Source organism: Nonomuraea sp. MTCD27, from assembly GCF_041950495.1.
Taxonomy (GTDB): domain Bacteria; phylum Actinomycetota; class Actinomycetes; order Streptosporangiales; family Streptosporangiaceae; genus Nonomuraea.
In genome coordinates, this window is sequence record NZ_JBGNUW010000007.1 from 225,444 (window position 1) to 240,669 (window position 15,226).

A 15,226-nucleotide genomic window follows, 5' to 3' on the forward strand; every position below is an offset into this window, starting at 1 on the left:
GTCCGGCCCTCCCGCCGACATCCCCGTCCACGCCATCGCCTGATGAGCCCCATCACTGCCCACGCACACGGTCACAGTAGGACAAGCATTCGCATATATCACGGAGACTGCGGATACCGTCACAGTGTGGTCCGCCGGGTCCCCTGAAGAGCCGATGCCGCCGCTCCGGAGAGAACCGCCGGACGCCTTCGTCCGTCCAGGCGGGGGCCGCCGCAACCGCCGCTTTCGAGCAACCGCGCGCGGAGGGCAGTGGGAGAGGGGGACGCATGTCACCGCTGGTCAGCAGGCGGCGCTGGCCGTACCCGCAGTCCATCCGCGTGCGCTTCGCCCTCGCGGTCGGAGCACTGTTCCTGGCGCTCCTCAGCGCGGTCGGCGCGCTGGCCGTCTACGGCATCCGCCACAGGATCGCGGCCGACCTCGCCGAAGGCGTCCACATGGCCATCGTCGACTGGGTCAGCAGGATGCGGCCCGGTTACATCCCGCCGCCCAGGCCGAGCGCGCGCGTCCGGTATCTCCAGCTTGTCAACTCCCGGGGGCAGGTGGTGGTGGCCAACGCCGCCGCAGCCGGAAAGGCCCCGCTGAGCACGCTCAAGCCCGCCTCCGGTGATGGCATGCACGACTTCACGGTGTGCCCGCCCTGGGACAACGGCACGTGCCTTCTGGTCACGGCCTTGCGACTTGAGGGCCAGATGCCCGATGTGCCCTTGAGGGGCGAGCCGCACTACATCTACGCCGGTACGGTGGAACCTCCCGCCCTGGCCAGGCCCTACCTGGAGGCCGGCTTCGGGGCCGCGGCCCTGGTCGCCTCCCTGATGGCCGCCTTGGGCACGCGTGTCGTGGTGGGCCGGACCCTGCGTCCGGTGCAGGCGATCAGCACGAAGATGCGCGAGGCCACGGCGAACGACCTGACCATGCGCGTCCCGGCACCGCTCCACAATGACGAGATCGCCGAGTTCGCCCGCGCCTCCAACGCCTATCTCGATCGGCTGGAGAAGGCGGTGAACGCATACCTCCGGTTCGCCTCCCTGGCCTCCCACGAGCTGAGGTCCCCGGTCACCGCGCTGCGTACCCAGCTGGAGGAGGCGCTCATGTATCCCGGCGACGTGGACGCGCACGCGGCCCTCGAGCACACGCTGCGCAGCACGGAACGCCTCGAGGCGATCATCGACGACCTGCTGGCCTACAGCCGGGTCCAGAACGCCCGTCCTGAGGCGTACCAGCCGCTCGACCTGGCCGCCCTGGTCAAGGACGAGGTGGCCGGCATGCCCCGCGAGGGCATCCCGATCCGGCTGCGGGTGACCTGCCGCCCGACCGTACGGGGTTCGTCCGTGCAGCTGGGCCGCGTGCTGACCAACCTTCTGGCGAACGCGCGACGGCACGCCCGCTCGCACATCGACGTCACCGTCGAGCAGGTGGACCATCAGGCCGTGGTGACCGTGCAGGACGACGGCGCGGGCATCGCCGCCGAAGATCGCGAGCGCATCTTCGACCCCTTCGTCCGGCTGCCGGAGAGCCAGCGCCTCGATCCGGGCGGCAGCGGGCTCGGGCTGGCCATCAGCCGGGAGACCTGCCAGGCGCACGGCGGATCCCTCACCGTCGAGGACTGCCCCGACGGCGCGCGGTTCGCGCTCCGCCTGCCGGTGTCGGAACCGGCCGCCGAGCGTGGAGCCCCTGCCTAGGGTCACGTCCTGTCGATCGGCGGGGACGCGCATGGGGCTACCCGTGCGCCGCCAGCCCGTACATCGCCGTGGAGAGCAGGCGCTCCATCAGGTCTGACGGCCCTCCTGGCTGCTGCGCCGCCCATGCCAGGCCGATGGCGAGCGCGATCACCTCATAGACCGTGAGGTCGGGGCGCACCTGCCCGGCCTCCTGGGCGCGCCCGAGCAGCCGTGCGCCGGAGGCCCGCATGGCGGCGCACGAGACGTACAGCTCGGAGCTCTCGTCGGCCAGCGCCGTCATGATCGATTGCGGTAGTCCCTGATAGGTGCGCGTGCTGGCGGCCAGGTCGTTCAGCCACGTCAGCAGCGCCTCGTGCGGGGTGTGCGACGGCGAGGCGAGCAGCTGCTCGGCGCGCTCGCGCAACGTGTCGAAGTTGCTGTCGAGGATGGCCTCAAGGAGAGCCTCGCGCGTGGGGAAATGCCGGTAGAGCGTGCCGATCCCGACCCCGGCTCGCCGGGCGATCTCGCGCAACGACGCGTCGGTTCCGTCGGTGGCGAACGCGTCGCGGGCCGAGGCCAGGAGTCGTTCTCTGTTGCGTCGTACGTCGGCCCGGGATGTGCCGGTCACGTGCTCTCCTTCGATGATTTGACCGACGGAGCAGTGCTCCGTATTCTTCCAACGCGACAGTGGCGGAGCGGTGCTCCGCCGCTGCTGACCAGCGTACCCATGGAGCAGACATGATCACGGCAAATCGCCCCATCCTCGTCACGGGAGCGACCGGGCAGCAGGGCGGCGCCACCGCACGGCGCCTGCTCGCCGACGGCTGGCACGTGCGGGCACTGGTCCGGGACCCGGGCACCGCGGCGGCGGCGCGGCTCGCCGGCGCCGGCGCCGAGCTGATCGCCGGGGACATGGACGACCGGGACGGCATCGACGCCGCCGTCCGCGGCGCGTACGGCGTGTTCAGCGTCCAGCCCGCCTTCATCGCGCCCGACTACGCCGAGAACGAGCTGCGACGCGGGCTGAACGTGGTCGACGCCGCGATGGCCGCGGGCGTCCGGCACCTCGTCTACGCGTCCGTGGCCAGTGCCGACCGGGCCACCGGCATCCCCCACTGGGAGATCAAGTGGGAGATCGAGCAGTACATCCGGGCGCATGACGTACCGGCCACGGTGCTGCGCCCGGTGACGTTCATGGAGAACTTCGCCGACTCGACGTACGGCGTCCGCGGTGCGGCCTCCCTCATCCGGACGTTCCCGGCCGACGTGACGGTCCAGCTCATCGCCCTCGAGGACATCGGCGCGTTCGCCGCGCTGGCCTTCGCCGCCCCCGACCGGTTCCTCGGCCGGGTGCTGGAACTGGCCGGCGACGAACTGGCGCCGCACCGGATCGCCTCGGCGATCGGCCGGGCGACCGGACATGACGTGGCCCTGCCGGCTCCGCCTCCCGGCGGGCCCGGAGGGACGACGTCGTTCTGCGACTGGCAGGCCGACATCCCCGCCCTGCGGAAGCTCCACCCGGGTCTGCTGGACTTCGGCGACTGGCTGTCACGAGCGGGAAAGCCGCTGCTGGACAAGCACTTCCAGGGCCATGGCCACCGCTGACGAGCCGGCCCGCCGGATCCGGCGTACGGCCGAACGACCATACGAGAAAGAGAGTCACTGACATGCGCGCGATCGTCACCGCTCACCCCGGTTCGGACGACGAGGTGGAGATGGTGGATCTGCCCGATCCGCAGCCTGCGGCGGGGCAGATCCGGATCAGGATGGCCGGGGCCGCGGTCAACGCGGCCGATCTTCACATCATCGACGCCTCGCGCGGCGCGGCCGGCGGAGACGGCCCCACACCGCGCGGCGGCCTGGGGCTGGACGTGGCGGGGATCGTCGACATGGTGGGGCCCGGCGTCGACGACCTCGCCCTCGGCACGCCGGTCGCGGCACTCCACTTCCCGCACGCTCCGCACGCCACCGCGGGAACGGCCGCCGAGTACGTGATCGTCCCAGCCGCCGACGCGGCGCCGGTCCCGGACGGGGTCGAGCTGCTGGACGCGGCCACCGTTCCGCTCAACTCGCTGACCGCCGCGCAGCTCCTCGCCCTGCTCGGCCCGTCCCGGGCCCGGCGACTGCTGGTCACCGGCGCCGCCGGCGGGGTCGGCGGTTACGCGGTCGCACTCGCCGCGCGCGCCGGGTGGAAAGTCACCGCGCTCGCCCGCGCGACGGATGAGGACTTCCTGACCAGGGCCGGAGCGGCGGAGGCGATCACCACCCTCGACCGGGCGATCGGCTTCGACGCGGTGCTGGACACCGCCCTGCTGAATGAGGCGGCGCTGCGGCCGGTCCGCGATCATGGCGCGTACGTGGGAGTCTTCCCCGGCCTCGAACCCGCGTCCGTACGCGGCATCACCGTGACCTCCGCGGTGGTGGTCCCCGACGGCACCCTCCTGGGGGAGATGCTGGCGCTGACCGCGCGGGGCACCCTGGAACCGCGCCGGGCGGGCACGGTGCCCCTGGACAGGGCCGCGTACGCGTACCGCGCCTTCCGCGCCGGCGGACACCGCGGCCGATGGGTCCTCACGGGCTGATACGGGCTGATGCGGGCTGATGCGGGTTGATGCGGGGAACGCTGTCACCCAGGCGTCAGCAGGCCCGCACGGAGTTGTAGGCGATCTCGGGATTGAGCCCCTCCTTGTGCCCTGGCGGGACGGTGGCGTTGTGCACCTCGTAGTTCGGGGACGCGAAGAGGCAGAACGAACGGCCCGTCCGATTCCACGCCGAGCGGGCGTCCTTGACGCCCAAGGGTTCCAGGTTCGGCGCGCCGGACTGGAACCAGGCGATGGTGCCGTTTCCGTCGAACTCGCTGAACAGGCACAAGTGGCCGTTCGGACATCTGCTGAAGCCGTCGGCGGCGCGCGCCGGTCCGGCGAGCGGGAGCGGCGTGAGGGCGAGAGCGAGGGCGAGCATGAGGGTACGAATCTTGAACACGTGAGCACTCCGCGGATCTGAGTCGTCGCTTTCAGTGACCATCATGCGCTCACGAGTGGCGGTGCGCCATTGATTTAGGCGGGCTGTGGATCTTGCGGCCGTCTTCAGGGTTCGCCGGCGAGGATCCGGTTGGTATTATTATACCGGAAGGTGTTAGGGTGACCGGTATAATAATACCAACACCCTGTTACGCGAGGTACTCGTGATTGAACTCAAGACGCCTGCCGAGATCCAGCGCATGCACGTGGCCGGGCGTTTCGTCGCCGAGGTGCTCTCCGAGGTCGGCCGGCTCGCCGACGTGGGCGTCAACCTCCTGGACCTGGAGCGCCACGTACGCGGCATGATCGAACGGCGCGGGGCGGAGTCGTGCTACTGGGACTATGCGCCGTCCTTCGGGCACGGCCCCTTCCGCAACGTCATCTGCCTGTCGGTCAACGACGCCGTCCTGCACGGCCTGCCCCACGACTACACGCTGCGTGACGGCGACGTCCTCAGCGCGGACCTCGCGGTCAGCGTCGACGGCTGGGTGGCCGACTCGGCGCGCACGGTCGTCGTCGGGACCGCCGCCGAGGAGGACCTGCGGATCATCCGCGCCACCGAGGAAGCGTTGGAGGCGGCGATCGAGGTGGCACGTCCGGGCAACCGCCTGGGTGACATCTCGGCGGCCATCGCTGCGGTGGCCCACGACTACGGTTACCCGGTCAACACCGAGTTCGGTGGCCACGGCATCGGCCGCACCATGCACGAGGGGCCGCACGTTCCGAACAAGGGCCGGGCCGGGCGCGGCCTCACGCTCCGGCCGGGCCTGACCCTCGCGCTCGAACCCTGGCTCGCCCGCACGACCGACCGCATCGTCTACGACGCCGACGGCTGGACGATCCGGTCGGCGGATGGCTCGCGCACGGCCCACTCCGAGCACACGGTGGCCATCACCGAGGACGCACCCTTGGTGCTCACCCGGCGTGAATCGGAGACCCCGGCAACGCGGGCTGATTCCGCCGGCCGGCTGTCCGCAAAGGACGCCCAAGCCGCCCTGCACCCGTCCTCGGCCGCCTCGTCACGCTGATCGCGCTCCCGCGGCGGGACGTGATCGCTCACCGGTCAACGCGGGTCTCACTTCCCGCGGAGGCCGCTCCGCACTGGTATGTCGGAGCGGCCGGTAACCACGGAGAACAGTCCAGCCGCACGCTGAACCCGTCGCACGATCCGCACCTACCCCGGCTGACCTGCCCAAACGCCCTGGTAAACCGCCTTTGAGCAAGGCATTGTCGCGCTGCGGGGCCGCGCGATGCCGCTTGACGCCCAGGGAGGGCCAGGGACGCCCAGGGAGGGCCAGGGACGGCCGGTGATCGCCTGGATCGAGCCCGGCGGCCTACACGCGCAGCAGCGGAGCCCACGTCTTCGGTCCGACGAGCCCGTCCTCGCCGATGCCCTCGGCCCGCTGGAACCCGCGGACGAGCTCGATCAGGCCGGTGTCGCAGCGGGTGGACTTCAGCCAGCCCTCCAGGCCGTCCTCGACGCTCGCGTACGCGGCGGGAGGCACGTGGCCCCGGGCGAACAGGCAGCCTCTGACGGTCTTGACGTCGTAGTTGTCGTCGCCGAGCCGGATCAGCGGCAGTTCTTTCACGATCTCCTCCGTCCAGGAAGATCCCGGCGCGGGGGCGCCGGTGATGAGGGCGGCGACCGCCGCCCGGAAGTCGTTCATGTCGATGGAGTGGGGGTCGGGCTTGGCGGTGTTGACCTCCCGGTGCGCCTTCACGCGCGAGGCGGGCAGCCCGAACTCGCGGCACAGCTCCGCGCACAGCTGCCGGTACGCCTCCAGCTGCGCCTGCGGCCAGGGCTGGGAGCCGTTGTTCTCGGCCTCGATGCCGATCGAGCTGGAGTTGTCGTGTCGGGGCGAGGTCGAGGGGGCGTTGTGCCAGCAGCGCCCGGCGGCGATGACGTAGATGCGGCCGGACCGGCCGAGCCCGAACTGCGACAGCGGCCCGTCGAGCCCGGGCCGGCCGTCGCGCACCACGGCGAGCGAGGGGTAGTCGCCGCCGCCCGCCGGGCCCGCGGTGTGGTGGCAGACGATGCCCTGCACCTCGGGCTGCGGACCGTGGCCGCGCGTCCTCCAGCCGGCCACCTCGGTCACCGGGTGGCCGGTGCGGCGGGCGACGTCGGCGAGCTGCGTCAAGTAGGGCATCGAAGACCTCCGTCATGCGTCTCGATGAGTCTCACAACCTTCGATTGACGACGAGTAGTCACGCTATGGCTTTGGGTGATCGCCGCTGGGTGGGCGGATGACCGCGTCTTTGCCGCAAAGGCGGACGCTTACAGATCATTAGCATGCCGTACCCGAGCGCGATGGGAAGAATCGGGAACCCCATCGGCCCGCGACGGTCCTCCGGGAGACACTGGGATATGGCAGATTTCGCCCGCGCGACCGCCTGGCTGGCGGGATTCGTCCTCGGCCTGCCGCTCCTGGGCCTGGCCCTCATGGTGGTCGCCCTGGGCTGGCGGCGGGGGTGGGTGTTCTCGTTCTGGTTCCTGGTGCTGATGGTGCTGGCCTTCGTCGTGGCCCTGATCCCGCTCGCCGTGCTCCGCGTGCCGACGCACTGGATCCGCGCCCTGATCGCGGCGGTGATCGTGTACGGGATCGCGCTCGTCGTCCCGCTCACCCACGCCATGGCGAGATACCCGATCCACGTGCTGAGGTGCGGCGGTCTGCCCCTCGTCGCCACGGACTTCGCCGCCGCCAGGAGCTACCGGCTGCCCGGCGACGACTCCTACAGCGTGACGCCCCTGGACTCGGCGATCTTCTGCACCGAGGCGGAGGCCCAGGCCGAGCGCTACCACCGCGCCCCGATATAGCCAGTGCCGGCCGCTGCCGGCGCCGCCCCTAGCGGGCCTCGGCGACCTGGCCGGTCTCGCGGACGCAGGAGTCGATGACGGCTCGCAGGAGGCCGGGGAAGCGGGCGTCGAGCTCGTCGGGGCGCAGGCTGTTCATCTTGGTGGTGCCCTGGTAGTGCTGGCTGATGACGCAGGCTTCGCGGAGCACGTTGAAGTGGTGGGTGGCGGTCGAGCGGGAGACGGGCAGGTCGAAGGTGCCGCAGCTGAGGTCGTGGCCCGCGATGGCGAGCTGGGCGATCACTGAGCGGCGAACGGGGTCGGCGACCGCTTCGAGAAGCTGCTGGAGGGTGACCTCGGAGACGGAGGGGTTGTCCACGGTGCGCGGGGTGCTCTTCGGTCGGGCCACGTGGTCTCCTCCTCCGCGATCAGGGCCGGCACGCCATACTACGACGGGCGTCGAACGAGCGGGCACGCCGCGCCGACCAAGCCGCACCGACCAAGCCGCACCGATCAGGGGCGCACCGCGCCGATGAGGCGGTTGCGCCAGTAGTCGTCGAGGTCGACCACCTTGACGACGTCCCCGGTCTGCGGCGCGTGCACCATCTTCCCGTTGCCCGCGTACATCCCCATGTGCCCCAGCCCCCGGCTGAACAGCAGGTCGCCGGGCTGGGCCTGGTCCAGGGGCACGCGCCGGTCGGCGCCCCAGCTCCACTGCGTGTAGGTGGTGCGGGGCAGCTGGACGCCCGCCGCGCGCCAGGCGGACTGCGCCAGGCCCGAGCAGTCGTAGGAGCTCGGCCCCGTGGCGCCGTACCGGTACGGCTTGCCGACCTGGGCGAAGGCGAACTGCAGGGCCTCGCGGGCGTTGCCGGAGGCCGGGCCGGTGTAGGTCAGGCCGGTGCTGCGGGGGTTGCCGGTCCGGAAGGCGCCCAGCCGGCGCAGCAGCTTCGTCTGCGCGCTGACGAGCTTGTCGACCTTCGCCTGCTCCCGGCGTACCTTGTCGCGCGCGTCGTCGGCCTCGGCCAGCGCGGTCCTGGCCGCGTCGCGCCGGTCGCGCAGGTCCTTGGTCGCCGCCTCGAAGGCCCGCAGCTTCGCCGCCCTGTCCTGGGCGATCTGCTCCAGGGAGGCCATGCCGCTGAGGATCTCCTCGGGAGTGCCCTTCATGACGAACCGCTGCCAGTGCAGCCCGGAGCCGAACTGGTATTCCTGGACCGCCACCGTGACGAGCTCCGTGCGCAGGGCGTCGGCCTGCGCCGCCTTGCCGGCGAGCTCGGCGTCGAGCGTCTCGTACTTCTTCCTGGCCTTCTTGTACGTCTCCGTCGCCTGGTTGAAGCGCTCGACGAGCTGGTCGGCCTGCTCGTTCAGCTTCACCAGCCTGGCCCTGGCCTGGGCGGGCGACGGGTCGGCCACGGCGGCGCCCGGCATGGCGGCCACGGTCAGCGCCACGGTCGCCGCCGCTCGCACGAGCCCCGTGACGGATCCCGTCACGAACCTCGCCGCCGACACCGCCGCCGACACCGCTGCCGACACCGCCGCCGACACCGCCACCGAGACCGTCACTCCGCCGCCTCCTCCGCGTCGTCTCATGGGGAGATACGCGGGCCGCCCGGGTGGTGTTCAGCCGGAGCATGCGCGGACGGCATGGAACCGCTTGAACTTCAGGAGCGGAACGTGCAGGGCAGGCGCTTGTAGCCGTTGATGAAGCTGGACAGCAGACGGTCCGGCTCGCCCGCCCTGATGTCCGGCACCCGGGTGAACAGCTCCCGGAACATCACCGCGATCTCCCGCCTGGCCAGGTTCGCCCCCAGGCAGAAGTGCGGGCCGGGCCCGCCGAAGCCCACGTGCGGGTTGGGGGAGCGGGTGATGTCGAACGCGTCGGGGTCGGTGAAGACGCTCTCGTCGCGGTTGGCGGAGGCGTACCAGAGGGTGACCTTGTCGCCGGCCTTGAACAGGTGGCCGTTCAGTTCGTGGTCGCGGGTGAGGTTGCGGCGCATGAAGACTACCGGGGAGCTGTGCCGGACGATCTCCTCGATGGCGCCGCCGATGCGGGCGTCGAAGTCGGACAGCAGCAGTTCACGCTGCTCGGGGTGGTCGGTGAACAGCTTCAGTCCGTGGGCGATCGCGGTGCGGGTGGTCTCGTTCCCGGCCACCACGAGCAGCAGGAAGAACGCCGCGAACTCGCGCGGGCTCAGCCGTTCCCCGTCGATGTTGGCGTTGACCAGGGCGGAGGTCAGGTCGCCGGTCGGGGCGGCGCGCCGCTGCCTGCCGAGCTCGGCGGCCAGCCGGTGCAGTTGCCAGCCCGCCAGGGCCACCGTCCCCAGCAGGCGGGCCGCGCGCAACCGGCCGACCTTCGCCCTGGCGCCGGTGTAGTCGACGGGGGAGCCGACGTACTCGGGGTCGGTGTAGCCGACGACGATGTTGGTCAGCCGCACCACGCGGGCGTGCTCGCGGGGCGGGATGCCGAGCATGTCGCAGATCACCTCGACCGGCAGCCGCATCGCCACCCGGGCCACGAAGTCGCCGGGGCCGGCCGCGATCAGCTCGTCCACGATGCGCCCGGCCCGGCGGGCGATGTCGTCCTCCGCCTTGGCCAGCGTCTTCGGCGTGAACGCCCGGGACACGATGCGGCGGATCTTGGCGTGCCGCGGGTCGTCCATGTCGATCATGGAGTTGAAGTAGCCGTCCATCCAGCGGGGCAGGTCGGTCGGGCTGGTGGCGCTCGGCTCGCTGCTGAAGATCTCGGGGTGGCGGCTGGCCTCCAGGACGTCGGCGTGGCGGACGAGGGCCCAGGCCCCGGGGTCCTGGCGCAGGAAGGGCACCTTGGGCAGGCGGAAGAGCCGCGGACCGGGCTCGGCGCGCAACATCGCGAACGCCCGCGCCCGCTCGGCCGCCGGCCGCTCCCAGAACCGCAGGTCGCTCAGATCGATGTCGGCCGGAGAGAGGTCCACAGGCTGCTGTTCCGTGGCCACGATCCACCGCCTCTGCAACAGGGGAACTTGGTGTTAACCATCACCAGATTTACCCGGACCCGTCAAGGGCTACGGCAGAATCGGGGCTGTGACGCCTCACCGCCCTCCCGTGCGCCCGTACCGAGGCGTGCCCGCCGAGCAGCGCCGCGCCGGGCGGCGGGCCGCGCTGCTGGCGGCCGGCCTCGACCTGCTGGGCACCCAGGGCTGGGCCGCCGCCACCGTGCGGGGGGTGAGCGCGCGGGCGGGGCTGAACGACCGCTACTTCTACGAGAGCTTCGCCGACCTGGACGCCCTGCTGCTGGCCGTCGTCGACGACCAGGCCGCGCAGGCCACCGACATGATCCAGGCGGTGGCCGACGGCGCCCCGCGCCGCCTGCGCGCCCGCACCACGGCCGTGGTGACCGCGATCGTCGACTTCCTGGCCGCCGACCCGCGCCGGGCCCGCATCCTCGCCTACGAGTTCCCGGCCAGCCCGCTGCTGCAGCAGCGCCGACGGCGGATCACCGGGGTGCTGGCGGGCATCTTCACCGCGCAGGTCCACGAGCTCCTCGACGAGGTGCCGCTCAGCGAGACCGATCTCGCCATGACCGCGCTGACCATCGTGAGCGGCCTGTGGGAGCTGCTGTCGGCGTGGTTCCGGGGCGAGGTGGACACCGATCGCGACCACCTCATCGACTACGTCGTCGCCCTGCTGCTGACCACCACGGACCTCGCGCCCGCGCTGGATCACCGGCTGCGTTGACAGTTCTCGTCAGTAGTACTGTACGAACTCGTGGCGCGATGGCAGACCAAGGCTCCGGCGGTACGGCGGGTCACCGTGCCGCGCGAGACACCCCCGCCCCTCCAGGGACACCTCCGGCTCGGCGACCCCCCGGACGAGCCCGGCGCGATCACCGTGAACTCGCGCCACCTCACCCGCGGCGGGCGCCCGTGGTTCCCGGTCACGGGGGAGTTCCACTACGGCCGCTACCCGGCCGCGGAGTGGCGCGAGGAGCTGCTCAAGGTACGCGCCGGCGGCGTGACGGCGGTCTCCGCGTACGTCTTCTGGAACCTGCACGAGGAACGCCGCGGCGTCTTCGACTGGAGCGGCGACCGTGACCTGCGGCGCTTCGCGATGATCTGCGCCGAGCTGGGCCTCGACCTGGTCGTGCGGATCGGCCCCTGGGCGCACGGGGAGTCGCGCAACGGCGGCTTCCCCGACTGGCTGCTCGCCGACGGCTGCGTGCCGCGCACCGACGACCCCCGCTACCTCGCGCTCGTCCGGCCGTTCTTCGAGCAGATCGGGGCCCGGCTCCGCGGGCTGACCCGGGCGCACGGCGGGCCCGTGGTGGCCGTACAGGTGGAGAACGAGCTGCACGACCAGCCCGGCCACCTGCTCACCCTCAAGCGCCTGGCCAAGGAGGCCGGCATCGACGCGCCGCTGTGGACGGCCACCGGCTGGGGGCACGCCGTGCTGCCGCCGGACGAGCTGATCCCGCTGTTCGGCGGCTACCCGGAGGCCGCCTGGGACACCGCGCACGACGGCTGGCCGCGGCAGAGCCGGGCGCACTACTTCTTCGGCCCCGGGCGGGACGACGACTCGATCGGCGCCGACCTGCGTACCACCGAGGTGGCCGCCTCCGACGAGGCCCAGCCGGCGCGCTACCCGTTCGCCACCTGCGAGCTGGGCGGCGGCATGTACACCTCCTACCACCGGCGCCCGATCGTGGCGGCCGCCGACGTCGCGGCCCTGGCCCTGGTCAAGCTGGGGAGCGGGTCGGTGTGGCAGGGCTACTACATGTACCACGGGGCGTCCCAGAAGGTCGGCGCGCTGTCCACGCTGCAGGAGTCGCACGCCACCGGCTACCCCAACGACTGCCCGGTGATCGGCTACGACTTCCAGGCGCCGCTCGGCGAGTTCGGCCAGTTCCGCGAGTCCTACCGCCACCTCCGGCTGCAGCACCTGTGGCTGGGCTGCGACGGGCCCGATCTGGCCACGATGACGCTGACGATGCCGCCGGGCGCGCCCGAGGACACCGCCGACCGCGACGCCCTGCGCTGGGCCGTGCGGTCCGACGGGCGTTCGGGGTTCCTGTTCGTCAACAACCACCAGCCCGTCGAGACGCTGCCGGCCCATGAGGGCGTCCGGTTCGCGGTCGAGCTGGACGGGCGCGAGCTCGTCGTCCCGCGCGAGCCGGTGACGGTGCCGCCGGGGGCGTTCTTCGCCTGGCCGCTCGCCCGGCGGGTCGGGCGGAGCGTGCTGCTGAGCGCCACGGCACAGCCCGTGTGCGTGATCGGGGCGGATGCGGCAGCGCCCGAGGCCGCCCGGGGCGCGGGGGAGCCCGTGCACGTCTTCACGCAGACGGCGGGCATCCCGGTGGAGCTCGTCTTCGACGCCGCCACCGTCGCCGGTATCGAGGGGCCCGCGACGGTGACGCGGGACGGGGGCGAGGTCGTGGTGAGCGGGTTGCGGCCGGGGCCGGGCTGCCTGCTCCGGGTGACCGATGCGGGCGGCGGGACGGCGGCGGTGCTCGTGCTGGATCACGACAGCGCCCTCACGGCGACGCGCGGCCGGCTCTGGGGGGCCGACCGGCTCGTCCTGAGCGACCGGCCCGCCGTGATCGACGACGACCGTCTCGTGGTGTACGGCGGCGCGGGCGAGACGGCGCGCGCCGGCCGTTCCCGAAGCGCGGGATCCAGGTCCCCGGGGGTGGCCGGGGACAGGGTGCTGGTCTTCCCCGCGCCGGAGCTCGCCGGCGAGACCGACGGCGTGTTCGGGGTCCTGCCGGTGCCCGGGCCCGTGGGCGGGGAAGGCCGGGTCGTGACGGTCGAGGTCGTCAAAGAGGCGGGGCCGGCGCGGCGGCCGGTGGTCGACCCGGCCTCCGGCCGGGCCTCGGCGCCCGTGGACGCCGACTTCGACGACGCGGCCGTCTACCACCTCACCGTCCCCCCGGAGGCCCTGGAAGGGGACGACGAGGTGCTGCTGCGCCTGGACTGGGTCGGCGACGTGGGCCGCGCCTACATCGGCGGGCGCCTGGTGGCCGACCAGTTCTGGTACGGCCCGCCCTGGGAGATCGGCCTGCGCCGGTTCCGTACGGAGCTGCTGGAGCACGGGCTGGAGCTGAGGCTGCTGCCGCTGCGCGAGGACGCCCCCGTCCACCTGTCCCCGCAGGCCCGCCCGCCCGCCTACCCGGGCGGCAGCGTGCTGGAGCTGCGCGGGGCCACGCTGGTCCCGCTGTCCCGCACCGTGGTCGGAGCCGGCGCCCGCTGACCCGGTCGCCGTGGACCTTCCTGGCCAGACCGACGTCCGCGATCGAACGCCCGACCAGCACCCGCATCGCGGTCTCGGCCGCCTTCGGCCGCTGCCTGCCCACCGCCGGCAGCACCCCGGCGTGCCCGCCCGCCAGGCGGGCCGTGGAGCGCGCGGCCGAGCGCGCGGCCAAGCGCGGGCACCGCTGGCGCGGCGCGATCTGGCGCCACCCGGACGGCTCCTTCGCCGAGTGGTGACCCGCCGCCGGAGGGCTCAGGACGCCGCCGGCCCGGTGCTGTCGCGGACGAGCAGCCGGGGCTGGTAGCGCACGTTGTAGCCGCCGCTCTCGCCGTTCATCAGCGCCCACAGCCGCTCCCACGCCTGCCGGCCCAGCTCGCTCTTCGGGATCGACACCGTGGTCAGCGGCGGGGTGGTGTAGCGGGCGAAGGGGATGTCGTCGAACCCGGTGACGGACACCTCGCCGGGCACCCGTACGTCCAGCTCGTGCAGGCCGGTCAGCACGCCCGAGGCCACCATGTCGTTGAAGCCCACCACCGCGCTGGCCCCGCACTCCACCACCGCGTGCGCGGCGGCGTGGCCGTGGTCGAACATCGACCCGCACGGCAGCACGGTCAGGTCGAGGCCGGGCGCGGCGCGCAGCGCGGCGAGCCGCTCGGCGTTGCCCGCGCTGCCCGGCGGACCGGCGAGATAGGCCACGCGGCGGTGGCCGAGGCCGGTGAGGTGGGCCACGATCTCCCCGATGCCCGCGGCGTTGTCGATCGACAGTGACGGCGCGCCCAGATCGGGGATCTCCCGGTAGACCAGCACGAACGGCGCCAGCCTGTCGCTGAGCGCGCGCAGCCGCCCGCCCGGAGCGCGGGGTGAGGCCAGCACGAGCCCGTCGGAGTTGCGCCGCGCCTCCAGCGCGAGAATCACCTCCTCCTCCGGGTCCTCGTCGGACTCGGCCACCAGCAGCTGGCGGCCCGCCTTGCCGGCGGCCTGGCTGAGCCCGCGCAGCACGCCCTGGAAGAGCGGGTTGGCCAGGTCGGGGACGACGAGCGCGACCGTGCCGGTACGGCCGAGCGCGAGCCGGCGGGCGGCCACGCTCGGCTCGTAGTCCAGCTCCTCGGCCGCGGCCCGCACGCGGGCGGCCAGCTCCGGGTTCACGGTCGGCGAGCCGTTCATGACCCGCGACACCGTCGCCCGCGAGACCCCGGCCGCCTCGGCGACCCGGCTGATCGTGGCCGGGCCGGCCGGTCGCGGCCCGCGCCGTCCGCCCGGGCGGGCGGGAGCGACCGGTGTCTCCTCCCTGACCGACCCGTCCTGGTCACCGTCTCCGGCGCTCGCCCTCATCCGCTCTCCCCGCACGCTCGGGCCCGTTTGCTGCATGCATTAAATCGCCGGACGCCCCCGGCCGGGCACCGACGTCGAGATACCGGTTTCTCACCTTGCATTACAACCGGTTGCCAAGAGGCGCGCAAGACCTGTTCACCCAGTTCAGTGCCTCGCTAACGGAGCGTTGACACCCGATGTGGGCGATGTTAGAAACTGGTTACTCA

Annotated in this window: 14 protein-coding genes; 7 read left to right on the forward strand and 7 right to left on the reverse strand. The window is 72.4% G+C overall.

Going from position 1 to position 15,226, the window contains the following annotated elements; translation table 11 throughout:
- Positions 1-266 precede the first annotated feature (266 nt).
- Positions 267-1,679 carry a sensor histidine kinase gene (locus ACBJ59_RS22505; protein ID WP_375112184.1) on the forward strand — a complete coding sequence of 471 codons (1,413 nt, stop codon included), beginning with the start codon at positions 267-269 and terminating at the stop codon, positions 1,677-1,679.
- A gap of 37 nt (positions 1,680-1,716) precedes the next feature.
- Here ACBJ59_RS22505 and ACBJ59_RS22510 read toward each other — a convergent pair whose 3' ends face one another.
- Entirely contained in the window at positions 1,717-2,286 is a 570-nt protein-coding gene (locus tag ACBJ59_RS22510) for a TetR/AcrR family transcriptional regulator (RefSeq protein WP_375112185.1), read from the reverse strand.
- 110 nt (positions 2,287-2,396) lie between these two features.
- Between ACBJ59_RS22510 and ACBJ59_RS22515 the strand changes: the two genes are divergently transcribed.
- Together ACBJ59_RS22515 and ACBJ59_RS22520 are read left to right on the forward strand one after the other, a co-directional pair.
- Positions 2,397-3,263, forward strand: a complete 867-nt coding sequence (locus ACBJ59_RS22515) for an NmrA/HSCARG family protein (protein WP_375112186.1) — start codon at positions 2,397-2,399, stop codon at positions 3,261-3,263.
- Between the two features lie 62 nt (positions 3,264-3,325).
- On the forward strand, positions 3,326-4,240 hold the full coding sequence (locus tag ACBJ59_RS22520; RefSeq protein ID WP_375112187.1) for an alcohol dehydrogenase catalytic domain-containing protein: 915 nt from the start codon (positions 3,326-3,328) through the stop codon (positions 4,238-4,240).
- Between the two features lie 55 nt (positions 4,241-4,295).
- Here ACBJ59_RS22520 and ACBJ59_RS22525 read toward each other — a convergent pair whose 3' ends face one another.
- Positions 4,296-4,640, reverse strand: coding sequence for a peptidase inhibitor family I36 protein (locus tag ACBJ59_RS22525; RefSeq protein ID WP_375112188.1), 345 nt, complete (start codon positions 4,638-4,640; stop codon positions 4,296-4,298).
- 202 nt (positions 4,641-4,842) lie between these two features.
- On the opposite strand from ACBJ59_RS22525, the gene map reads away from it, so the two are divergent.
- Positions 4,843-5,706 (forward strand): type I methionyl aminopeptidase, encoded by an 864-nt coding sequence (gene map, locus ACBJ59_RS22530; protein WP_375112189.1) that lies wholly within the window; start codon positions 4,843-4,845, stop codon positions 5,704-5,706.
- A 306-nt stretch (positions 5,707-6,012) separates the two neighbouring features.
- On the opposite strand, the gene ACBJ59_RS22535 is transcribed toward map, so the two are convergent.
- Positions 6,013-6,825 (reverse strand): N-acetylmuramoyl-L-alanine amidase, encoded by an 813-nt coding sequence (locus ACBJ59_RS22535; RefSeq protein WP_375112190.1) that lies wholly within the window; start codon positions 6,823-6,825, stop codon positions 6,013-6,015.
- A 218-nt stretch (positions 6,826-7,043) separates the two neighbouring features.
- Here ACBJ59_RS22535 and ACBJ59_RS22540 point away from each other — a divergent pair, with 218 nt between their 5' ends.
- On the forward strand, positions 7,044-7,493 hold the full coding sequence (locus ACBJ59_RS22540; RefSeq protein ID WP_375112191.1) for a hypothetical protein: 450 nt from the start codon (positions 7,044-7,046) through the stop codon (positions 7,491-7,493).
- A gap of 28 nt (positions 7,494-7,521) precedes the next feature.
- On the opposite strand, the gene ACBJ59_RS22545 is transcribed toward ACBJ59_RS22540, so the two are convergent.
- The 3 genes from ACBJ59_RS22545 to ACBJ59_RS22555 form a co-directional block, all read right to left on the reverse strand.
- Positions 7,522-7,878, reverse strand: coding sequence for an ArsR/SmtB family transcription factor (locus tag ACBJ59_RS22545; RefSeq protein WP_375112192.1), 357 nt, complete (start codon positions 7,876-7,878; stop codon positions 7,522-7,524).
- 104 nt (positions 7,879-7,982) lie between these two features.
- Complete coding sequence (locus ACBJ59_RS22550) at positions 7,983-9,029, reverse strand: NlpC/P60 family protein (protein WP_375112193.1); 1,047 nt, start codon at positions 9,027-9,029, stop codon at positions 7,983-7,985.
- 98 nt (positions 9,030-9,127) lie between these two features.
- Positions 9,128-10,438 (reverse strand): cytochrome P450, encoded by a 1,311-nt coding sequence (locus ACBJ59_RS22555; protein ID WP_375112194.1) that lies wholly within the window; start codon positions 10,436-10,438, stop codon positions 9,128-9,130.
- 88 nt (positions 10,439-10,526) lie between these two features.
- On the opposite strand from ACBJ59_RS22555, the gene ACBJ59_RS22560 reads away from it, so the two are divergent.
- On the forward strand, positions 10,527-11,180 hold the full coding sequence (locus tag ACBJ59_RS22560; protein WP_375112195.1) for a TetR/AcrR family transcriptional regulator: 654 nt from the start codon (positions 10,527-10,529) through the stop codon (positions 11,178-11,180).
- Between the two features lie 30 nt (positions 11,181-11,210).
- Positions 11,211-13,688 (forward strand): beta-galactosidase, encoded by a 2,478-nt coding sequence (locus ACBJ59_RS22565; RefSeq protein ID WP_375112196.1) that lies wholly within the window; start codon positions 11,211-11,213, stop codon positions 13,686-13,688.
- 252 nt (positions 13,689-13,940) lie between these two features.
- Here the strand turns inward: ACBJ59_RS22565 and ACBJ59_RS22570 are convergent, their stop codons facing one another.
- The gene (locus ACBJ59_RS22570) at positions 13,941-15,020 is read right to left on the reverse strand and encodes a LacI family DNA-binding transcriptional regulator (RefSeq protein ID WP_375112197.1); all 1,080 of its coding nucleotides are present in this window, start codon (positions 15,018-15,020) and stop codon (positions 13,941-13,943) included.
- Positions 15,021-15,226 lie beyond the last annotated feature (206 nt).